16 protein-coding genes and 1 riboswitch are annotated in these 21,678 nt (G+C 40.5%); of the genes, 6 read left to right on the top strand and 10 right to left on the bottom strand.

Translation table 11 applies throughout. The features are described 5' to 3' along the window. Positions 1–64: 64 nt before the first annotated feature. Both AC2D3N_RS18940 and AC2D3N_RS18935 read right to left on the bottom strand, forming a co-directional pair. A complete protein-coding gene (locus AC2D3N_RS18940) occupies positions 65–1,708 on the bottom strand; it encodes an alpha/beta hydrolase (RefSeq protein ID WP_484691802.1) in 1,644 nt (547 codons plus the stop codon). 99 nt (positions 1,709–1,807) lie between these two features. Then, entirely contained in the window at positions 1,808–5,161 is a 3,354-nt protein-coding gene (locus tag AC2D3N_RS18935; protein WP_484691801.1) for an ATP-binding response regulator, read from the bottom strand. Between the two features lie 401 nt (positions 5,162–5,562). On the opposite strand from AC2D3N_RS18935, the gene tnpA reads away from it, so the two are divergent. Then, positions 5,563–5,976 (top strand): IS200/IS605 family transposase, encoded by a 414-nt coding sequence (tnpA, locus tag AC2D3N_RS18930; RefSeq protein ID WP_484691800.1) that lies wholly within the window; start codon positions 5,563–5,565, stop codon positions 5,974–5,976. Between the two features lie 255 nt (positions 5,977–6,231). Here tnpA and AC2D3N_RS18925 read toward each other — a convergent pair whose 3' ends face one another. Then, positions 6,232–7,305 carry a hypothetical protein gene (locus tag AC2D3N_RS18925; protein ID WP_484691799.1) on the bottom strand — a complete coding sequence of 358 codons (1,074 nt, stop codon included), beginning with the start codon at positions 7,303–7,305 and terminating at the stop codon, positions 6,232–6,234. Between the two features lie 386 nt (positions 7,306–7,691). Here AC2D3N_RS18925 and argZ point away from each other — a divergent pair, with 386 nt between their 5' ends. Together argZ and AC2D3N_RS18915 are read left to right on the top strand one after the other, a co-directional pair. After that, positions 7,692–9,809 (top strand): bifunctional arginine dihydrolase/ornithine cyclodeaminase, encoded by a 2,118-nt coding sequence (gene argZ, locus AC2D3N_RS18920; RefSeq protein WP_484691798.1) that lies wholly within the window; start codon positions 7,692–7,694, stop codon positions 9,807–9,809. Positions 9,810–10,024: 215 nt separating this feature from the next. Further along, entirely contained in the window at positions 10,025–11,230 is a 1,206-nt protein-coding gene (locus AC2D3N_RS18915) for a Coenzyme F420 hydrogenase/dehydrogenase, beta subunit C-terminal domain (RefSeq protein ID WP_079676715.1), read from the top strand. A 197-nt stretch (positions 11,231–11,427) separates the two neighbouring features. Here AC2D3N_RS18915 and AC2D3N_RS18910 read toward each other — a convergent pair whose 3' ends face one another. Next, positions 11,428–11,634: a hypothetical protein gene (locus AC2D3N_RS18910; RefSeq protein WP_159451487.1), complete on the bottom strand. Its 207-nt coding sequence runs from the start codon at positions 11,632–11,634 to the stop codon at positions 11,428–11,430. Between the two features lie 34 nt (positions 11,635–11,668). Further along, a riboswitch (Glutamine riboswitch) is annotated at positions 11,669–11,760 on the bottom strand. A 140-nt stretch (positions 11,761–11,900) separates the two neighbouring features. Then, positions 11,901–13,691: a translational GTPase TypA gene (typA, locus tag AC2D3N_RS18905; protein ID WP_079676713.1), complete on the bottom strand. Its 1,791-nt coding sequence runs from the start codon at positions 13,689–13,691 to the stop codon at positions 11,901–11,903. Positions 13,692–13,979: 288 nt separating this feature from the next. Here typA and AC2D3N_RS18900 point away from each other — a divergent pair, with 288 nt between their 5' ends. Together AC2D3N_RS18900 and AC2D3N_RS18895 are read left to right on the top strand one after the other, a co-directional pair. After that, the gene (locus tag AC2D3N_RS18900) at positions 13,980–14,996 is read left to right on the top strand and encodes an ABC transporter substrate-binding protein (RefSeq protein ID WP_484691797.1); all 1,017 of its coding nucleotides are present in this window, start codon (positions 13,980–13,982) and stop codon (positions 14,994–14,996) included. A gap of 29 nt (positions 14,997–15,025) precedes the next feature. Then, a complete protein-coding gene (locus AC2D3N_RS18895) occupies positions 15,026–16,630 on the top strand; it encodes a HAMP domain-containing methyl-accepting chemotaxis protein (RefSeq protein WP_484691796.1) in 1,605 nt (534 codons plus the stop codon). A gap of 20 nt (positions 16,631–16,650) precedes the next feature. On the opposite strand, the gene AC2D3N_RS18890 is transcribed toward AC2D3N_RS18895, so the two are convergent. Beyond that, a complete protein-coding gene (locus tag AC2D3N_RS18890; RefSeq protein WP_079676710.1) occupies positions 16,651–17,907 on the bottom strand; it encodes a hypothetical protein in 1,257 nt (418 codons plus the stop codon). A 117-nt stretch (positions 17,908–18,024) separates the two neighbouring features. Between AC2D3N_RS18890 and AC2D3N_RS18885 the strand changes: the two genes are divergently transcribed. After that, positions 18,025–18,600: a DciA family protein gene (locus AC2D3N_RS18885; protein WP_484691795.1), complete on the top strand. Its 576-nt coding sequence runs from the start codon at positions 18,025–18,027 to the stop codon at positions 18,598–18,600. Between the two features lie 42 nt (positions 18,601–18,642). On the opposite strand, the gene AC2D3N_RS18880 is transcribed toward AC2D3N_RS18885, so the two are convergent. The 4 genes from AC2D3N_RS18880 to AC2D3N_RS18865 all read right to left on the bottom strand — a co-directional run bounded on the left by AC2D3N_RS18880 (position 18,643) and on the right by AC2D3N_RS18865 (position 21,670). Next, positions 18,643–19,725 (bottom strand): ATP-dependent 6-phosphofructokinase, encoded by a 1,083-nt coding sequence (locus AC2D3N_RS18880; RefSeq protein ID WP_484691794.1) that lies wholly within the window; start codon positions 19,723–19,725, stop codon positions 18,643–18,645. 119 nt (positions 19,726–19,844) lie between these two features. After that, a complete protein-coding gene (locus AC2D3N_RS18875; protein ID WP_484691793.1) occupies positions 19,845–20,399 on the bottom strand; it encodes a Uma2 family endonuclease in 555 nt (184 codons plus the stop codon). Between the two features lie 54 nt (positions 20,400–20,453). Continuing rightward, a complete protein-coding gene (locus tag AC2D3N_RS18870; RefSeq protein ID WP_484691792.1) occupies positions 20,454–21,302 on the bottom strand; it encodes a hypothetical protein in 849 nt (282 codons plus the stop codon). Between the two features lie 35 nt (positions 21,303–21,337). Continuing rightward, a complete protein-coding gene (locus AC2D3N_RS18865) occupies positions 21,338–21,670 on the bottom strand; it encodes a type II toxin-antitoxin system PrlF family antitoxin (RefSeq protein WP_484691791.1) in 333 nt (110 codons plus the stop codon). Between the last annotated feature and the right edge of the window lie 8 nt (positions 21,671–21,678).

Raw genomic sequence — 21,678 nt, 5'->3', positions numbered from 1 at the left:
AATTATATGACTTTTTTATGCTAACACTGAAGGTCGAATAATGTCAACATTTTTGAGATTTAATTTATTGATTTGAACCGGAAGTTATCCCCTTAATTGCGTTAGTTAATTGATTGGGAGTTAGGGATTGAATTAAACTCAAAGGATAAGCCTGATCGCTAATGGTTTGAATATAAGCTGCATTCAGATAGGGTTTGTATTGAGAATTTTGAGTTAAATAGGTATTGAAGAATGCCGTACTTAAGGCTTTAATATAGTCTCGACTAATTTCAGAGGTGGGAGGGACAAATGCAGGGAGTTTCGAGAGTTCAGAGGTATTTTCTGAAGTAATATCGTAAAAATGAGTCGCATGATTTTGCATCATTAAATATTTATCGGAGGTGGTTAGCCAAGTAAAAGATTGCAGCTGTTCTGATAATGCAGGAGCAAGAAAATCTATACTACTTGCGGTGATAAAAATGGGAATTTTGATTTTACTTATACCCGATTGTCCTAAAATAATACTATTCACTGGATTTAATACAAAAATAGCTTTAACTCTTGGATCTTTGAGTTGATAGTTATTATCAGGAAGTTCTAAAGCTCGACACTGAAGAAAAACCGAAGGATTTAGGGGAATATCGGATTGTTGACATTGAGTTTTAAGTTGGGTAAAATCAAGGGTAGCTCCGGCTAAAACCAAAGCCGTATATCCCCCTAAAGAATGACCAATTACACCGACATTTTTTAAATCTAATTGATTATTAAAATCGCTGGTATTGAGTTTTTCCAGGTGATTAAGTAAGGCGGTTATATCTCGGGGTCGATCAATAAATTGTTCGGGTTCAAATAGGTCTTTTACTTCCCCTTTAAGTAAGGATTGAAATTGTTGATAATCACTACCTGGATGTTCGGGAACCGCCACAGCAAAACCATAGGAATTGAGATGTCTAGCTAAACTTTCAAAGCGAGAACGATCAGAAGCTAACCCATGGGAAATAACAATCACAGGATGGATTTGATCTGAAGAATTTGAAGTATCGGGTAAATAAATATCAACCTCGAAGTTCCGATTATTTTCGGAATTATTGACCGTTATGGTTTTTTTAATACTCTTGAAGTTTCCGGGTTTTCGTAAATCTGGTTTTTGACTAAAATCAGTAAATTCAGCTTTTTTAGCTTCGATATTTGATAAAATTTCTAAGGATTTTGTAACGGTCTGAGTTTGCTGAACTAAAGTAAAAATTCGGGTTAAAATTTCTAATGTTTGTTCAATATCTAAATGAATTTCTGGACTAGGAAACCGACGCATAACATCTATAATAGTGAAACCATTGGGTATATTAGCAACCTCAATTAAGCTAGTCTGAATTGCTTCTACTCCATTATCCCCCGATTGGGTTTGAATGATATTTCCCAGATAGCTTAAAAAGGCTAAAATCAGGGGGGAATTAAAAAAAGGTTGAATAGAAATATATTGATTGGTATAACGAATTTTCAATAGTCGGATTAGGGTTTGTTTTTGTTCAGGACTTAATAGTTGTAAATAGGTAGACAAAGATTCTTTAGGATTAATTGTGCCTTTTTGGGCATAATTTTCTAAGGAATCAATGGAGATAGAAATGCTGGTTTTTCCCAACGGGATAATAATTGAATCTGCGGCAATTACCGGGAAAGTTGTCAATAATACAGAGGCTATTGTTAAGGTAAAAGATGAAAACCAGCGCATAGTTTTTTCCTGTTTTATTATGAAATAATATAACTCTATGTTAAGTCTATTCTAAAATTATTCAACCTTTTCAGAGATTAAGAATTGATTAAGTCGAATTCATTGATAGGGTTTAGGGTGAGTGAGTAAAACTTTGATTTCCTCCAACAAAGAATCTACGGATAAATTAAAAGGTAAGACTTTCAGGGGAAAACTAGAAGCAAAGCGTTGTAAATAAATAGCCATTTTTTTCCAAATATGCTCCTCTAATTCAACGGTAGGATAGGGTTGATTTTTTTGTTTTTTGTTGATAGTCTTATTCAAGATATTAATATCTGATTGTGCTAGAATAATTATGGGAATTTTAGATTCTATTTTTTCCAAAGTTGACAGGGCTTCAATGATATTGGTAAAAGATTTACCTCGAAAACAAATTAATATTAAATCCAAACTTTTACACTGAATTTTCCGAATGATTTCCTCCCAACTTTTCCCCATAATTCCTTGAAATCCAGCAATTTCAATATATTGAACCAGGGCTTGATCAATCTTATAATTAGTATTATCAATTCTATCAAGACAGTCTGGATCAAGGTTAGGATTTTCCTCAAAATTACGGTTGTCAGACCTTGATATTAATTCAGGGTTAAACTCTGGGTTTATATTAGGGTCTTGAGAATCTAATAAATGGCTGGATTGTTCTTCAGGTAAAACAGAAGAATCGACCACTAAAATACTAGGTTTCCAACTTAAACGAGTCGCAATTTGGACGACTTCTAATAAAGCTGAACTCATGGATAAAGGAAAACTTTGATTTTTGAGTTGGTCTTCTGGAGAATTGGCTAAACAAGGAAAAATTGATAATTTTTCAATTTGATTAGCAACCTGAGTGGTCAGGGGGTCTAGGGTAACAATGGGCAAACGGGCTAAACTTTCTTGTTGACTAATTTCCTTTAACAAATAGGATGGATTTTTTATCGAACTATCTCGTTCTAAAACCATGACATTAGGATGCCAGATTCGAGCCATCATGGCGGCTTGATTAATGTCATCTACTTCTAAAATTCGGCAATGGGAAAACCGAGATAAAAATAAGGCTGAATGATAAATAGAGTTTTTACTTTCCAAGGGTTCTATTGACCTTGAAATTTGAGGATTTATCGATAAACTTAACCAAAGAATAATCAACTGTTGTGGAACAGAAAATGAAACTTTTGGTAGCAATTCTTTCAGCAATTTTTCTAACTCTAACCCTTGAACTGGCAAGCGGAGGAATCCATCACAATGATTCATGGTTGCCCGTTGTTTATCTCCTAACGTAGCGGTAACAATCACGGGAATTTGATGGGTTTTTAGATCGGTTTTAAGCAGGGTTAAAACATCCCAACCGGACAATAAAGGAATTAAAGGATTCAGTAAAATCACCCTAGGTTGTAAACAACGAGCTTTTTCAACCGCTTCTGTTCCTGAACGGGCTACCACGACTCGATACCCTAAATCAGCGAGTTGTTCGCTCAGGTTTTGAATAAATTGGGGAACGGTTTCTACAATTAATACTAACCGCGATTTTTCTGAGGAAACTACAGGAGCAAAAGTCGAAGATTGAGAGTCTTGACTACCTAGTTTATGTCTTAATTCCCAATTGCAACGGGGGGGATTAGGTGGTAATAACAGCGTAAATTTACTACCTTGATGGGGTTTAGAAATAAAGCTGATATCTCCCCCATGTAGTCGAGCCAAACGTTGTGTTAATACTAACCCCAGTCCCGTTCCTTCAAATTCACGGGTCAAGGGACTTTCTAACTGTTGGAATTTTTGAAAAATTAGATGTTGTTTATCATCAGGAATTCCAATGCCTCGATCCCAAATCGTAAAAGCTACCCAATTTTCCCAACGACTCACTTGTAGACCAAAATCACTGCCATCGGGAGCAAATTTTAGGGCATTACACAACAAATTGACTAACATTTGTCGTAATCGGAGTTCGTCCGCCACAAAGGTTTCTAAACCGGATTCAATTTCTAAGTGAAATCGGCGTTTAACTTGGGCTAGAATTTCTGCTTGCAGTTTAATATCCGATTTATCCTGGCTTTGGTAGTGTTGAATAGCTAAATCAAAGGCAGCTTGACAAACGGTATGAATATGTAAAGGTTCTGGGACTAACTCTAATTGTCCGGTTTCTATGCGGGTTAAATCCAGAATATCATTCACCACTAACATCAGGTGACGACCACTTTTATGAATTAGTTGGGCATAACGGGTTTGTCTTTCGTTAAGTTCCCCCAAGACTTGATCTTTTAATAAACTCGATAGACCTAAAATTGCCGTTAAGGGAGTTTTTAGTTCATGACTAATACAAGCCATAAATTCATCTTTGATGCGATTCAGTTGAATTAAATCAGTATTTTTGGCGGTGAGTTCCTGGGCAACTCGATGCTGTTCTGTAATATCTTGGGCTAACACTAACCACAGGTCATGAGTCTCCTGTTCTAAACATAACACCATTTCCGATTCCGGGTTCAACCGTTGACGGGTAAATTGCCATACCCGCTCCTGATTTTGAGCAACGGGACAAATGCAAATATAAGTATCGGGTTTACTCCCAAGTTGACACCATTTGGGCATTTCTAAGGAGGCTGAATTTGAGGCTAAAGGTTCAGCAACATGGGTTAAGGGGTTAGATAAAAACCCCAAGTTTCCTGCGGTTTCTAAAGGGGAATTCAGTCCGTTTTCCTGCTCAGAAAATATTTCAGAGGTTTCAGTCCAACGGGTTACTGCTTCTGCGACTTCCTGTACGACTTCTGCTCCTCGCCCAATTAGCGATCGCCAGGCTAAATTTTGACTGATGATCGTGCCATCATTCTGTTGAATCATTAAGGGGATAGGTAGCTCATTTAAAAACTCAACTAAATGATGAGGGAAGGCAGAATTGCTTAGGGATAAAGGACTTAATCCGAGTGGGGTTTCTGTTTTCCAGTCGAAAGTTGGGGGCGGCGACGCTTTCGGTGACTCAACGGGGGGGAATGGTTGGGAATGCCTGGCTAAATGGTCTAATACCTGTAAACTATCAATTAATCCGATAAATTCCCCCGTCTGATTCACTAAAGCTAAGGATATACTTTGAGTCTGAGCCTGATCCTCCAAAGTCTGGGAACTTTGATATTGTAAATAGAGCCAGAACTCTTGTAGGTTTAAATGGGATGGAATGCCGATCACCGGCTCAATGATGGCTTGAAAAATTTCTTCGAGGGACGGTTGAGTCTGAGTCGGTGGGGAAACGGGAATCTGATTCAGCAGATAGGGAAGGAAACGACGCAACGAAATCATTCCTAGGGGCTGATATTGGGAGTTGACAATCACGACCTTTTCACAGTTACCCTGGGAAAAAATAAATCCCAAGGTTTCTAGGGAAGCGTCATGTTGACAAACAGGAACGACCTGAAGGAAGGTTAGGAGGTTAGTTTGGGGAGACATAAGACTTAAATCCTCCAGATGAGATCATCAACTGATGAGTTAACGATCATGATCCGATAGAACTCTATATAGTATTTCTATTGTCATAGCAAAGGGTTGACTTTTCTGTGAACTTAACGATTTCATAAACAATCTTAAGGGAATTGAAAGTTTTCCGAGGTTTTTTGGGGTAATTTTCCTAAAATATTGATCCCCAACGGTTTAACGATATTATTTTATTCGTTCACTGCCACAACAGTCTGGATATTTGCTCTGAGGAGACGAAAATCTTCTTTCTATTTGATGCACCGATTACTGAGAATTATAATAAACATATTGATACAAGGAATTAGCTTATTGTCATCTGCTTTAAGTTATAGTTTCAGTTTATTGACATTTGATCTGGTATTAATGGATTTGATATGGCGTTTTGGCGTACCTATTATCATTTAGTGTGGGCAACAGAAAATCGACAACCTTTGATAACGGCTGATCGAGAATCAGAGCTTTATGGTTACATTATCGGTAAAGCGGATTATTTGGGGTGTATTATTCATGCAATTGGGGGTGTGGAGGATCACATTCATCTTGTGGTTTCTATCCCTCCAAAATTATCGGTTTCTGAATTTGTCAAAAATATTAAAGGGAGTAGTGCTTATCATTTGAATCATACCCCTTCAGCTTCAAATGTAGGGTTTAGTTGGCAACATGGATATGGGGTTTTGACGTTAGGGGGTAAACAATTAGAAGATGCTAAAGCCTATGTGAATAATCAAAAAGAACATCATTCTTATGGGACTACAATTTTGGGTTTAGAAACCCGATTATCGAGATAAGGATTAGATAGTTTTTGCTGTAGGGGTGGATTCACTCAGATTTTGATGATAGAGCCGTGAAATAAATTTCCGGCTCAGAGCTTAAACCCGTTAAAACGGGTTATTTTTTGAATTTTTAACTATCTTTAGATAGTTTTAGCTTTTAGCCCGAAATTTATTTCCGGGCATCAAAGGTTATAGGAAATACCCACTTTTTCGCTATTCTTAACTAAATTGAGGTTGATTTTTTTTTATTCAAATCAACCTCAATTATTCTTAAGTTGCTGCGGGTAACTTGTCTTTTAAAGCAATTGCTTGATTAACTATTTCTTGAACTTTATTTACTTCGGCAGTTAATTGAGCAAAATAGCTATTAACCTCATCAATTAACTCTTGATAAGTCTCGGCAGAAAGGGGATCTTTACCACTTAGTTTAACGTCATAATACTGACACGCTGCATATCCAACCCCTAAAAATAGGGTAGCATTAATTATTGGATTAATTGCCCAACTTGCAATCGGAGTATGTTTAAGTAAAAATCCTAAACCCATTTTGGGTAAATTATCAACTGTCAAAGTTAAACATAAAATTGCCACAATCTCCTGTGTTGATTCCGGGGATTTAATATCTTGCTCATAAGCACCAGCAATTTCATAAACCATTTGAATTAATAAGGGTGTCGTTACACTTAGATCTACCAAAAAAGTAGCTCCTGGAATTGCACCAACCATACCGGTAATCAAAGAATACAAGAGTTTTTCATTGATGACATTTTGAGCAATTTGGTTGCTCGAAAAATTCGGATAATTTTTCTTGATTTTACTGACAATAGTGAGTGCTTTTTCCCCTAGATCCAAAATCAGAATACACTCTAAAATTCTTTCTTTCCAAGATTCATTCCAATAGTTAAGGATTTTTTGCAGTAATTGTTTAACAAATTGTTCTGATGTTTGAGTAATCCCATTAAGAATATTAGTAATTTGTTGAGTTGTATTTTCAACCGATTGACTAGATACTTTCAAGCTCTCTTCTACGGTTTTTTGGGCTTGTTCTAGTGAATAATATGTCAATTTTATATCTTCATTGGCTTTATTTTGAATCGTTTTTACAAGATTTGTCACAAACTGTCCTAGCAGACTAATATCTGCTACTGCTGATGAAGTAACACTTGTTGTTTTTGTCAGAGAAACTGGTTCATTCGTAAAATCTAATAACGCAGTCACTGGAATCCATTGACCTTGACCGATACTGTCAACTTGAAAACAAACCGTTTTTCGTCCATCTCCATAGGTACAAATTGCCAAAACCTTACCCGTTTTCTCCTCATGATTTAGAGAACAAGTAGTCATCTTAAAAATAGCTGAATTGTCTGAAGACATCATTTAATCCTCTTAAAATTATTTGGGTATGGGAAAATTTCCCCAACCTCTGAGGGTTGGGTTGTGCTTGGATCAAAAAACTTGTAGGTAGCGGTATAAAAATTTATTTTACTACAGACTCAGAAAAATAGAATCGCTTTTTTCCAACCCATTAAGAAGAAATCAATGTGATTCATCAGTCAATGTCAGGTTTTCCTCACATTTAATCGAAGGGTTTGTCCACATTCGGGTGATATAATTAAAAGTCGGCTTTTTATAGAACTAACTCCCCCTTCTCAACCTGAGAAGTGGGATTTTGTAGTGACTCAAATCTTCTATCGGTAGAAAACCGTAGTGTCTACCCTATTGTACCTAAAATGACAGAATCAATTCGCTTTCTGATGTGTTCTCCAGACCACTATGATGTGGACTATGTAATCAATCCTTGGATGGAGGGAAACATCCACAAATCCTCCTTTGACAAGGCTAGAGAACAATGGCAAAGTTTGTACCATCTGATCAAAGAACACGCCATTGTTGACTTAGTAACCCCCGCCAAAGGCTGGCCGGATATGGTTTTTACCGCCAACGCCGGATTAGTTCTCGATAAAACCGTGGTTCTTAGTCGTTTTTATCATAAGGAACGTCAAGGGGAAGAACCCTATTTCAAAACCTGGTTTGAAAGTCAAGGATTTACCGTCCACGAACTCCCGAAAGACCTCCCCTTTGAAGGTGCTGGAGACGCATTATTTGACAGGGAAGGGCGCTATTTATGGGCAGGATATGGGTTTCGGTCTGAACTCGACTCCCACCCCCTAATTGCTGAATGGCTGGATATTGAAGTCCTATCCCTGCGATTAATGGATGAACGGTTTTATCATTTGGATACCTGTTTTTGTCCCTTAAAAGGCGGGTATTTAATGTATTATCCTCCCGCTTTTGATTCCTATTCAAATCGCTTAATTGAACTACGAATTCCCCCTGAAAAACGGATTATTGTAGAAGAACCCGATGCCATCAACTTTGCTTGTAACACCGTCAATATCAATCAGAGGGTGATTATGAACAAAGTTAGCGAAAACCTCAAAGCCAGACTCGAAGAAGCAGGTTTTACTGTCCTAGAAACTCCCTTAACTGAGTTTTTGAAAGCAGGTGGAGCTGCTAAATGTTTAACCCTGCGGGTGACTGAACCTGTGATTGTGGATCGTCATGCTGTGGTTAAAGTCGAAAGCCACACCGTCCTGATGGAAGGACATCTATTAGACGCCGGGTTAATTAACCGCGCCCTAGATTTAGTCGTCGAAGGCGGGGGGAGTTTCAAAGTCCTTAACTTTAATTTAGGGGAACAACGCCAAAGCACCTCGAAAGCCGAGATTAAAATTTCCGCCCCCTCCCATGAGGTGATGGAAGAAATTATTAGCCAATTAATTGATATTGGTGTGGTGTCCTTAGAAGAAGATCAACGAGACGCCCGCTTACAACCTGTAGAACAAGATGGCGTTAGTCCTGATAATTTCTACGTCTCCACCATTTATCCCACGGAAGTCAGGATGAATGGAGAATGGATCACCGTTCAAAATCAACGCATGGACGGCGCGATCGCGATTTCCCAAACCCCCAACGGTATAGTGGCCCAATGTAAGATTCTGCGGGATTTAAAGGTCGGAGAACGGGTGGTTGTGGATGTGGTTGGTCTTCGCACTATCCGCAAAACCGAATCCAGGGAAGCTCGGAATGCACCCCAGGAATTCAGCTTTATGTCATCTGGAGTCTCCAGTGAACGTCGGGTTGAGTTGATTGTAGAACAAGTCGCCTGGGAATTGCGCCAAATTCGCGATCGCGGCGGTAAAGTCGTGGTCACAGCCGGCCCAGTGGTGATCCATACCGGAGGGGCGCAGCATTTATCCCATCTGATCCGTGAAGGCTATGTCCAGGCGTTATTAGGAGGAAATGCGATCGCCGTTCACGACATGGAACAATCAATCATGGGAACCTCCCTGGGTGTGGATATGAAACAAGGAATCGCTGTTAAAGGAGGACATCGACATCATTTAAACGTAATTAATACCGTTCGTCGTTATGGGAGTATTGCCGCCGCCGTTGAACATGGCTTGGTTAAAAGTGGGGTAATGTATGAATGTGTGAAAAATAACATTCCCTTCTCCCTAGCGGGTTCGATTCGAGATGATGGCCCCCTGCCGGATACCCAAATGGACTTAATTAAAGCCCAAGAACATTATGCCGAACTCTTGCAGGGCGCGGATATGATTCTGATGCTGTCCTCGATGCTGCATTCGATTGGAGTGGGGAATATGACCCCTTCGGGAGTTAAAATGGTCTGTGTGGATATTAACCCGGCCGTTGTGACCAAACTCAGCGATCGCGGTTCCGTGGAGTCCATTGGCGTTGTCACCGACGTGGGACTATTCCTAAGTTTATTAGTCAATCAATTGGACAAATTAACCAGTCGTTACGGGGTCGTACAAGTCAGTTAATTTCATTTTTAAATAAGAAAAGATCACATTCAAAACCGATGAACGTGATCTTTTCCAGATCAAACTTTAAGCCCGTGACATCAATGTTTTCACCGCCCAGGAGCCGTTCATTTGCTTGATTCCCGTAGAGAATATCATTATTTTCCTTTGTTCTAAGTCATTATGGTAAAATGCCACTATGTTTGTAATTTAGATATCACAAAACCTAACTTTCAATGACTTCACTACAAGAGCCCGCCAAACATCTCAAAGCTAAAGGTATGAAACCAGGGAGTCGTCGCCCGGCGAAAGAACTCTGTAGCGAGTGCGGTCTGTGCGACACCTATTATATTCATTATGTTAAAGAAGCCTGTGCGTTTCTCAATCAACAAATCGCCGAATTAGAAACAGAAGCCCACGGACGTCGCCGCAATTTAGAAAACTGGGATGATGTCTATTTTGGGGTGCATCAAGATATGATGCAGGCTCGAAAAAAAGAACCTATTGAGGGTGCCCAATGGACGGGAATTGTGAGTACCATTGCCATTGAAATGCTCAACCGTGGGTTAGTGGAAGGTGTGGTTTGTGTTCAGAATAGCAAAGAAGACCGTTTTCAACCTCAACCCATTATTGCAAGAACCCCAGAGGAAATTTTAGCTGCAAAAGTTAATAAACCCACCCTATCCCCAAATTTATCGGTATTAGAACAAATCGAACAGTCGAAAATGAAGCGGCTGTTAGTGATTGGGGTAGGTTGTCAAATCCAAGCATTAAGGGCAGTTGAGAAAGAACTGGGATTAGAAAAACTCTATGTTTTGGGAACTCCCTGTGTGGATAATGTTACCCGGGCAGGGTTAAAAAAATTCCTAGAAACCACCAGCAAATCCCCTGATACTGTGGTTTATTATGAATTTATGCAGGATTTTCGAGTTCACTTTAAACATGAGGATGGCTCCACTGAAACCGTGCCATTTTTTGGGTTAAATACTAAGGAATTAAAGGATATTTTTGCCCCATCTTGTTTGAGTTGTTTTGATTATGTTAACTCTTTGGCGGATTTAGTGGTGGGCTATATGGGGGCAACTTTTGGCTGGCAATGGATTGTCGTTAGAAATCAAACCGGACAGGAAATGTTAGACTTAGTGGGAGATTTAATTGATACTAAACCTGTCATCGCCCAAGGAAATCGGAAACCCGCCGTACAGCAAAGTATTCCCGCCTACGATAAAGCCGTTACCTTACCAATGTGGGCAGCAAAATTAATGGGTGTGGTGATTGATAAAATCGGCCCCCGGGGGTTGGAATATGCGCGATTTTCCATAGATTCTCACTTTACTCGGAATTATTTGTATGTTAAACGGAATCATCCTGAGAAGTTAGACGCTCATGTTCCTGATTTTGCCAAGCAAATCGTCGAACAATATAATCTTCCTAATTCTTAAGGGAATGGGGAATGGGGAATGGGGAATGGGGAATGGGGAATGGGGAATGGGGAATGGGGAATAGGGAATGGGGAATAGGGAATAGGGAATCAAAAACCCCGCGTTGGTTACTGAGTGCTAATGCGGGGCATAATAGATTAGTATTGAGTTGGTTGTGGATTTTTGCACCCTTAGAACTAAACAGGGTGTTTTGGGATTTATCCAGCATTTTTGACCAATTTAGCACCGATAACGGGGACTGATAAAATCAGTAACACTAACCAATGTGCTAAAGCTAAACTGACCAACAAACTGATAGCAGCAACTCCCCTAGCCATGACTCGAACGATTTCTTCGTTGGTACTCAGACTGAACAAGACTGCAAAAACGGAAATTGCGAAAGAAAATAAAGAAGGTACTAACATCACAACAAACCCTTAATTTCAGGTGAAACTGTGTTGTGCGTTCCTTCGGGAAAATTCCCTACTTCCGTCTTCCCCAAACGCCAGAACGCATCCCTCTTGATTGAGCATTTGGGGGAGATGAACGTTTAATATTGAATTTTGTTATCAAGATTATAACATACTTAAGAAAAAAGTATATAGTCTTCCCTTAACCGTAATTTTATCTTCTAAGAGCCAAAAGAGACGCGCCGTGGCACGTCTCTACATTTTTAGGGATTAAGAAAAAGTTAACGTTTGACTAACTTCTTGCTGACTTTGCGTAGACGAATAGACTGGGGAGTCACTTCCACCAATTCATCATGGCCAATATACTCTAAAGCCCGTTCCAAACTCATCTCCACAGGCGCTTGTAACTGCACCAGTTCATCCCCGGTGGCAGCCCGATGGTTGGTCAACTGTTTGGTTTTACAGACATTCAGTTCTAAATCTTGGGGACGGTTGTTTTCCCCCACAATCATGCCTCTGTACACCTTAGTCCCAGGCGTAATAAAAAACACCCCTCGGTCTTCGGCGTTTTTCATCGCATAGAAGGTACTCACCCCTTCCTCAAAGGAAATTAACACCCCATTCCGACGGGCTTCAATATCTCCAGATAGGGCGCGATATTCCAGGAAACTATGGTTCATAATCCCTTCCCCGCGAGTCATCCGCATGAATTCCCCTCGGAACCCAATTAAACCCCGGGCAGGCACCACAAAATCTAACTGAGTCCGGCCATTACCACCAACCAACATATCCTGCATTTCCGCCCGCCGTTGGCCCAAGCGCTCAATACAGCTACCCACGCCATCTTCAGGCACATCTAAGACTAGATATTCAAAGGGTTCATAGGGTTGGCTATTGACTTCGCGGTAAATCACCTGGGGTTGGGATACCTGGAATTCGTACCCTTCCCGACGCATATTTTCAATTAAAATCCCCAGGTGCAGTTCCCCCCGTCCCGATACCAAGAACTTATCAGGGGAGTCGGTTTCTTCCACCCGCAGGGCGACGTTGGTTTCCAATTCTCGCATTAGGCGGTCGCGCACTTGTCGCGAAGTCACCAACTTGCCTTCCTGTCCAGCAAAGGGCGAGTCATTCACCGAGAAGGTCATTTGTAAGGTCGGTTCATCGACTTTAATTAACGGTAAGGCCTGGGGGTCATTGGGACAGGTAATCGTTTCCCCAATATTGGCATCACTAAACCCGGCCACGGCGACAATATTTCCCGCCGATGCTTCTTGTAGTTCAATGCGTTTTAAGCCCTCAAATCCCATTAATTTAGAGATTTTGCTTTTAACAATACTGCCATCTTCCTTAATTAAGGAGGCGAGTTGTCCCGCTTTAATCACGCCATTATGAATTTTTCCAATCACAATGCGCCCGACATATTCAGAATAATCCAGGGTTGTCACCTGCATTTGCAAGGATTTTTCCGGGTTTCCCACTGGGGGCGGAACATATTCGAGGATATACTCAAACATGGGCTGCATATCCGAGCTTTCATCCTCTAGGGTGCGTTTGGCAAAGCCTCCTAAACCGGATGCAAACAAATAGGGGAATTCACATTGGTCATCATCGGCGCCGAGTTCTAAGAATAAATCTAAGACTTTATCAACGGCCGTGTGTGGTTCCGCCCGATGACGGTCAATTTTATTAATCACCACAATCGGGCGCAGTCCTTTTTCCAGGGCTTTTTTCAGCACGAAACGGGTTTGAGGCATGGGCCCTTCGTTGGCATCGACGATTAAAATACAACCGTCCACCATCCCTAAAACCCGTTCCACTTCGCCCCCAAAGTCGGCGTGACCTGGGGTATCGATAATATTAATAACGGTCTCTTTATAGCGAACTGCGGTATTTTTAGATAGAATTGTGATCCCACGTTCCCGTTCAATATCATTAGAGTCCATGACGCAATCTGGAACTTCTTCCCCTTCACGGAAAATGCCAGATTGTCTGAGAAGTGCGTCCACAAGGGTCGTTTTGCCGTGATCGACGTGGGCAATAATTGCTACGTTGCGAATGGGGAGAGACATAAGTTAGGTCTAAGTAAGCTGAATTTTTGGAAAATTGTCAATATTGTTCCAATCTATTAATAATTGTAACGCATCTGCGATCGCATGGGTAGTATTTCTGAGCCAAAAGCCACAAAATTTAGCCCGAACTCCATAGGTGGGGAACTCAACATTAGAAGTTACCTCAGAAAGATTAACGATCTTATTAACGGTAAAAGTATTAAGTTTTCGGGGATTATTCTTGATTTAGATATAATAGTTGTAAGTAAAGTTTTTATCTATTTTATTGATAAAATATCAGTAACAACCATGAATCAACGTCAACCTTTAATGAATTTTAGCCTATTTTTAATCGGTTTATTTTTGATAGTAAGCTGTCAAGTATTGCAGCCCGAGTTAAAAACCCTAAGCCCCGTTTCTACTGTCCGGTTAGGGTTTAATAATTGGCCGGGATGTGCCGTTTGGCAAATTGCTGCCGAGCAAGGAATTTTTGAGAAAAATAATCTGGATGTTGATTTACAATTTTCTGATTATACAACGGGATTCACTAACTTTTCCTCGAGTCAATTAGATGCAAATTGCCATACTTTATATGATACAATTTATTTAATGGGGACAGATTCACAAGTTGATCAAGTGATTGTAGCCCTGACAGATTGGTCTACGGGGGGCGACCAAATTATTGCTGCACCAGGAATTAATAATATTCGGGATTTAAAAGGCAAAAAAATTGCTCTTGAATCAAAATCTGTCGGCAATTTTATGCTGCTGATAGCCCTAGAAAAATATGGCTTAAAGCCCTCAGATATTCAAGCACTTAATCATGATTTAATTACTAATGCTGCCCTTTTTGTTGAAGGAGAAGTAGATGCTGTTATCACCTATATTCCTTTTTCTAAGGAAGCTATGAATCTTCCTGGCAGTCAAATTATCTTAAGCTCCAAAGATTTCCCAGGAGTTATTTCTGATCATTTGGTTGTGAATCGTAGATTTATGGAAACCCATCCTCAAGTCGTACAATCTCTAGTTAATAGTTGGTTTGATACCGTTGAATTTATGCAGAAAAATCCAGACCTATCTCGTCAAATTATTGCTTATACTTCTGGGTTAACAATTCAAGACTTAAAAAAATATGAATCCCAAATTTCCATCAAAGGATTATCGGAAAATTTAACCGCTTTTGAAAGGGCAGAAACCTTGACATCCTTACCCTATGCGGCGGAACAAATTTATCAGTTTTTGCAAAAGAATAAATGGATTAACAAATCCGTCAATATAGAACAAATTTTAGATCCTAGTTTTGTTATTAACCATAGCAAAAATTAGCATAATTCAAAGAAAAACAAAAATTAATCATGAAAAAAATAATTGATTTTTTCAAGCAAGGTGAATTACAATTAAAAATGATTAATGCCTTTATTCTCATGGGATTAATTACATTTATTGTAGCTTTCCTAGGATGGCAAAGCACATTAAATTTAAGCACTGAACTCAATGAAATTAGCGTAGTCAGATTACCCTCAATTTTCAGTTTAGAAAAGATTGATCAGGGATTGAGAAATATTGATTCTAAACAATCCTGTCTTTTAAATAATTGTATAGCGGGTGAAAAGAGAGACATTACCCTTGCCCAAATCCAAGAAAATTTTGATTTAATCAGAAGCGGTTTTTCCGAGTATGAAATATTACCTCGGACGGAGAAAGAAGATCAACTATGGAAGCAATTTAAGTTAAGATGGCAACAATGGGAAAAACAGCATAAAAATTTTATGAATCTTTATGATGAATTTCAAGCAGTGGGCATTGTATACCCCTATAAAACCCAAATTAAATTATGGAAAACAGGTCAACAAAATTCCCCAGAAATGCAAATAGCCCGCCAAGCATCTCTACTTTTAGCAAAATTAAATATTCAAGATAGCTCGATTAATCAACCTATTTTATACGCCATATCTCAAAGTTTAGCAAAAGTGATTCAAGAGAATCAAAATATAGCAAAATTAGCCAAAAATCAAGCCGATATAACTATTGAAAAAAGCCAGAATTTTAGCGTTTTAGCCATGATATTTGGGCCTGTAATAGCCATATCTTTAGGTATTATTTTAAGTATAGCGATCGCCCGCCCCATTAGTCAAAGTCTCAAAGGATTAGTTAATACCGTTGTCAATTCTTCCTCCGAAATTGCCGCTACCGTTGAACAACAAGAAAAAATTATCGCCTTACAAGCATCATCGGTGAATCAAACTACAACTACAATGGACGAATTAGGGCGAACTTCTCGTCAAGCCACCCAACAAGCTGAAACCGCAGCCCAAATTACTAAACAAGTCTTAATTTTATCCCAGGACGGGGCAAACGCCGTTTCTAAAACCATGTCAGGGATGGTGACTTTAGACAAAAAAGTAGGTGAAATTGCGCGTCAAATTACCACCCTAAATGAACAAGCCCAACAAATTAATAGTATTAGTAACTTAGTCAGTGATATTGCCAATCAAACGAATATGTTAGCTCTGAATGCCTCCATTGAAGCTGTTAGAGCCGGAGAGCATGGTTTGGGATTTAATGTAATTGCTTTAGAAATCCGTAAGTTAGCCGATGAAACCCATAAATCTGCTCAAGAAATTAATCAATTAATTGCTAAAATTGAACAAGGGGTTCAAGGTACGGTTGTTGCGGCGGTCGATGGCAAACATACCGTGGAAAATAACTTAAAAATCGCCGAAGACACCACGGCAATTTTCAGCAAAGTTACCGCAGCAATTGATCAAGTTTCCATAAGTTCTCAACAGATTTATTTCACTTCAAAACAGCAAGTTCTCGCCATTGAAGAAGTCATCACAGCCATGAATTCTATTAATAATGGCGCTCAAGAAACAGTTATGGGAATTAGCCAAACCAAATTAGAAACCCAACAGTTAAAGAATGCGGCCTATAATCTAAAACTATTAGGGGTAGGTTAATGCCGGATTTCTGGATTCAATTAGGGCTTAGGAACATCATAATAGGCAGGAATCCCTTGAACTTGTAACTCATCCCGTAGGCGTTTAGCTCCGGCGGCATCGGTTAGGGCACCCAGTTGAATTTTTTTACCCGTTTTGAACTCCGCAATATAGGCATCGGGAACCACTTCTTTCGCCTGTTCAAAGGAGCGTTCGCCACTATAATCCAGCACAACATAATAATATCCGTCCCCGGATTTTATCGGTTCAGTTGGTCTAGCTGGACTCTGTGCGGTCACGATTTTAGGAACCGCACCGCCCCCGGGTTGAACCGTTGAGGTATTGGTTCCCGGTTTCGACACTGGAGCAACAGGAGTTAAAGGTTTTTTGGGTAATAATTCCTGGGTCAGATTATTCAAACCCGGATCATTCGGGGATGTTAGGTTGTTTGAGGGTGCAGGTAAGGTTGTGGCTGGACTCGGGGGTAAGGTCGCCGGGACAGAAGGAAGGGAAACCGGATTCTGATTCGGATTAATATGGCTCAAGGTATCCAAATCCAAGTTAACAAATTCCTTGGCCGCTAAATTGGGCGAGAGGGAATCCGTCGGAGGCAGGGATGTTTCTGTTGTGGCTAGGGTTGGAGGATTAGCCGGAGCCGGGTTAGCCGTTGGGGTGGGAAAAAACCGATCCAAACCCAAGCTAGTACGACCGGAGGGAGACGAGATCACATAGCTTAAAGCCGTACAGGATAACAAGAACAGAAACATTGAAGCAATGCCCAGGGGTGTTAAGAGACTAGCCATCAAACTCCGGTTTTCCTGGGGGTTAGGGCGCCGTTCTTCTATACTTTTGATCAGGGCTTCCGTCGATTCTAAATATCCATCCGATGAAGTTGCAGTTGGGGCGGGTGACTTCAAGCTAAAACTAACCGCAGGTTCAGCCCCATTAGTTTGAGGAGGGGTGGTCGATGAAGGTTGAGACGCAATAGCCAAAGGTGCCGATTTTGCAGGAACCACGGTTTCCCAACCCGACGGTCGAGTTTGGGGTTCAAACAGTTTTCCCTCCGATGCTGCGGTGTCATTCATTGCCACGGCTACGGCATCGGTCGCTTGTTCAAACTGCGAGTTGCTTTGTCCGTTGGGGTCGGGTGTAGTTTGTTTTGTGCGTCGTCGATGACGCCGATAACGGGTTAATTCTGATTCGAGTTGCACATCCAAATAACCTAAAACCGCTTTGAGTTGGGGTTTTAATTCTGGCTGTGAGGGTTGAGGGGACTTGATCTCAGATGCTTGACTCATGGTTAAACTCCTAAGCACTGGTTATTAATTTTAAAAATAGGGACTTTCGAGTTTAAATCTTCAATATTAAATGTCAGTTTATCTATATTTTGATTCATTTTACTGATTTGGTTAACAATGCAATCCCTCCATCATATTTTAGGTCGCCTTCAATCTCAGATTCTTACCCCAGAACAGCAACAATTTCAAGATCTCTGTCAATGTTGGTCTGAAATTGTGGGAACTTTAGCCAGTCGTCATACTCGTCCAGTCACTTGGCACCGAGGGGTGTTGAATGTTGCCACCTCTAGTGCCACTTGGTCTCAGGATTTAACCTTCAGACGGTTGCAAATTATCCATAAATTGCATCAAAAACTTTTATTTCCAGTTCAGGATATCAAATTTTCTCCGGCGGGATGGCACTATCAACTCCCTGGTGATCAATCGGTTTCCCGGCCTTCTCAGAAAGATGAGTTTTCTCAAATGTGGCAGGAACATCCCAGTCGGGTTGAGATTTTGATTCCAAAAGCAGTGGGCGAGGTGACCGGGCGTTCCTCCCTGACCCCATTAACGGCCTTTGAAGGTTGGGCTAATCGTCTAAAAGAGCGATCGCAATCTTTTCCCCTATGTCCCCAATGTCACTGTCCAACTCCCCCAGGGGAATTATCTCGTTGGTCAGTTTGTGGCTTTTGTTCAATGCAAACAGGAGAATGAAGCCCCCGTAAAGACGCGCTACAGCACGTCTTTACAACAGAATTAATTCCCTAAACAAATCCCCATACTTTGGGCGGTTTCTACTAAGATATCATCGGCATTAACAGCCCGATATTGAGCGATCGCATCCAAAATTGGAATACTCGACACATTCCGGTCGCGCCAAACGACAACCCGATCATAATTCTCCTCAACAATCAGATCCACCGCCGCCACTCCAAAAGCGGAAGCAATAATTCGATCGATGGGTGAAGGAGTTCCCCCCCGTTGAATATGACCGAGAACCGTAACCCGAGTTTCTGCCCCACTGCGATCGCAAATTTCATCGGCTAGATATTGTCCAATGCCACCCAAACGGGCCTGTCCCATGCGATTAATCATGGTTACAGGTTCTCCCGTTTCTGTTTTAACCGCCTCTGCCACCACGACTAAACAATAGTTTTTCCCTTGTTTTTGTCGTTCTGCAATATGCTGACAAATGCTATCCAAACTATAAGGAAGTTCAGGAATTAAAATAATATCCGCACCGCCCGCAATTCCCGCATGGAGAGCAATATGTCCCGCATCTCGCCCCATCACCTCTAAAATCATCACGCGGCTGTGACTAGCGGCGGTAAAGTGCAGTCGATCTAGGGCTTCCGTGGCAATATCAACGGCGGTACTAAACCCAATAGATAAATCCGTGCTACCCACATCATTATCAATGGTTTTAGGAATGCCAATCAAATTAATATTTCCCTGTTGGGCAATGCGTCGCAAAATGGCTAAACTGCCATCTCCCCCAATTCCAATTAAGGCATTTAATCCCAAGAGATGATAACCTTCAATAATCTCCTCAGAGCGATCGAGCAAACTGCCATCCGGCATCGGAAAGGCAAAGGGATCACCCTTATTGGTGGTTCCCAAAATTGTCCCTCCGGCGGTGAGAATATTATCGACTTTATCAATAGTCAGAGGAACACTGTTGACGGGACGACACATTAATCCTTGGGTGGCTTCTCGAATGCCGAAGACCTCCCACCCCAGGATTCCTGCCGCCCGATAAACCACAGCCCGAATTGCTGCGTTTAAACCTGCACAGTCTCCCCCACTGGTTAAAATACCAATGCGTTTGTGTTCTACCATATTTGGCGAATTCTGGATTTACAGATGCAAATTTAGATTACATCTGATTGGCAAATGATGGGTAAATCTTTGCTCATCTTTAATATTTTAATCAGGAATCAACAGGCATAATACCCTGATCAATCTGCGCAAATCATGGCTTCAACCGGAATCTGGATATCGGTAAAGGCCAGGGGTGTAACTTCACCTTCGGTTAAGGTGATTTTGGAGCCATATTCCCCATCCCGGGGATCACGATAAATAATTAGTTCCCGGCGCTGTAGGTTAACTAACCAATATTCGGAGATTCCTGCTTCAGCGTAGATCCGATATTTAACAGTTGAGTCTTTTTCTAGGCTGGAGTTGGAGTATTCGATCACCCAGAAAATATTCTCAGGATAGGGATGATGACTGAGATATTCCCGCCCCAAACGTTCCACAATAGCGATATCGGGTTCGGGTTCGGAGTCATTAGCAAGGGTAATGGGTTTAGCGGGACGAACTAGGGCGCGATTTCCCAGTAAACGGCTAAGATAATCTCCTGCTTCGGTGCTGAAATAGGCGTGGGGTTCTCCTTCTGGGGACATTTGAACAATTTCTCCCTGTAGTAGTTCAACGGGGCGCTCATCGAGTAGACCCATTTCGACGATGCGGTGATAGTCGTCTAGTTTCCATTTTGCGATTGATAGTGTCATCTTGATTAACCATTAGGAGTGGGTATTTTTAAGATAGCGGATTTAAGTTCCCTATTATACTATCTCTTTTATCAATTTCATAAATTCGCTCCTTCCTTGATTATCTGATATTTTTCTAATTCTATAAAGTTTTTGTCCTGCTAAACCAAAAATCTTGTCTTTATAATTGTCCCTTTTTTGTTGTTCAAATGAATCATGATAAGAGCTATCTAACTCGAAGAATTTAGTCGGTTTATAGTTATTATGCTGATCGAATACTACACAATCAATAATTCCTCTAAAGAAAAAACTTCTCTCCTCTTGAGATAAACCGTTCTTAATTTTTTCAAAGTCAATAACGCAACTTAGTGCAACGTTCGGATAAACAACGAACATCTGAAATACCTCTCTAACCCCCATAAAAAACTCAATCTCTTGATTTGACTTGAAAAGACTTATCGTGAAGTTAACACTGGCTATATCTCCATTATGTGTAACCCTGATTTGGTTGCTTTGGGAATGCTCTAAAACTTTTGGCAACGACTCTTGATGAAGGTTTATAATCTCAGCACACATCTCATATTTAGGGCAAAGTTTAGCATATTCATATGCTTTTTTCCTAAATCCTTGTTTGCTGTATATTTTCACTAATTCAACAACAATTCTGCAAGATCTATCCTCAGATAATTTATAAATTCTACCTTTGTCAAGTAAAAGAATATTTTCTAAAACGGATTGAATATTATCGTTTTCAATACCTTTGTCTAACTCCTCAAAAAATTCATCTTCAAATGTCTTGACTGCTCTCATTACTAATTCATCTGAGGATGCAGCTTTAGAATACTGATAAACAAGTTCTAGCAATTCAGACCATTGCTTGTGAAACGTTAGTTTATAAATACGCTCGTAGTCAATATTGGTCACTATGTATTTTTTCCTAATATTAAAAACAGACAAAATTATTCATCCTCGTCCAAAAGGGGTGTATCCAGATCGAGATCAACATCAGAAACTAAGGACTGAACACGACTGACTAAATCAGAGCTAAGTGCTTTAATATGTTGAGGATTATTCTGGATATCCTGTGCTATAAAATTGAGAAATTGCCCTAGTATCGGATCATTTTCTGTCGGGTCAGCACGAGAAATAATGACTTGACCGTCAGACCCGATGGTGTAGCGGATTTTATCGCGCTTATTCAAACCAAGAGCTTTGCGAACAGGATCAGGAATTGTAGTCTGATAACGATCAGTTAGAGTTGATTCCGAGCATGGAGCCAATTTTGCAGCCATAGCGACTT

The sequence above is a fragment of the Planktothrix sp. PLAVEN19ND genome (genome assembly GCF_057220675.1).
Note: the sequence above shows the minus strand (reverse complement) of the source record. Positions and strands in the feature narration are given on the sequence as shown.